The organism is Blastococcus sp. DSM 46786 (assembly GCF_900109665.1).
In the GTDB taxonomy this organism is placed as follows: domain Bacteria; phylum Actinomycetota; class Actinomycetes; order Mycobacteriales; family Geodermatophilaceae; genus Blastococcus; species Blastococcus carthaginiensis.
This window is the reverse complement of the sequence record NZ_FOAO01000017.1, coordinates 119,858-120,641: the sequence shown is the minus strand read 5'-3', so window position 1 is coordinate 120,641 and position 784 is coordinate 119,858. Positions and strand designations below refer to the sequence as shown.

Genomic DNA, 784 nt, shown 5'->3' with positions numbered 1-784 from the left:
CCCCGCCCAGACCAGCGGGTTGATAGGCCGGAAGTGGAAGCACCGCAAGGTGTGGAGCTGACCGGTACTAACAGGCCGAGGGCTTGACCACACACACCTCCTCCACGAGGGCCCTGTGTACCAAGTCATCAACGAAGAAGACTGTTTCGCGTCCACTGTGCGGTTCTGAACGCACGAACCAGCCCCCCCAGCGGGGAAGTTCGAAGTTCACAGAGTTACGGCGGCCATGGCGAGAGGGAAACGCCCGGCAACATTCCGAACCCGGAAGCTAAGCCTCTCAGCGCCGATGGTACTGCCCTGGAGACGGGGTGGGAGAGTAGGACGCCGCCGGACATACTTCACCGAACGGGGGTCAGAGCTAGTGCTCTGACCCCCGTTCGCTTTTTCCATGTCCGCCGCCGGCCATTTCGGTCGTGTGCGGCGTCGAGCAAAGAGGTACCGAGAACACATGACTGCTCCGCGACGTGGCCCCGGTGGGTCCGATTCCGGGCGAGGGCGGCCGGCGTCCCGCGGCTCTCGGCCCCAGGCGGATCGCCGGGCTGGTGGAGACGCTGCTTCTCGTGGCGGGTCGCGGGGCGACCGTCCCCGCGGGGACTGGCAGGACCGGCGTGCCCAGGGTGACCGTCCGCAGCGTTCGGATCGCCCGCAGCGCTCGGACCGCCCGCAGGGGGATCGTCCCCGCGGTGACCGGCAGGACCGCCGTCCCCAGGGTGACCGTCCGCAGCGTTCGGACCGCCCGCAGGGTGACCGGCCCCGCGGTGACTGGCAGGACCGCCGTCCGCAG

The 784-nt window shown here is 68.8% G+C and carries 2 rRNA genes; both read left to right on the top strand.

Going from position 1 to position 784, the window contains the following annotated elements:
- Positions 1 to 91, top strand: a 23S ribosomal RNA gene (locus BMW62_RS16180); the annotation flags it as partial.
- A 125-nt stretch (positions 92 to 216) separates the two neighbouring features.
- Positions 217 to 333, top strand: a 5S ribosomal RNA gene (gene rrf, locus BMW62_RS16175).
- Positions 334 to 784 lie beyond the last annotated feature (451 nt).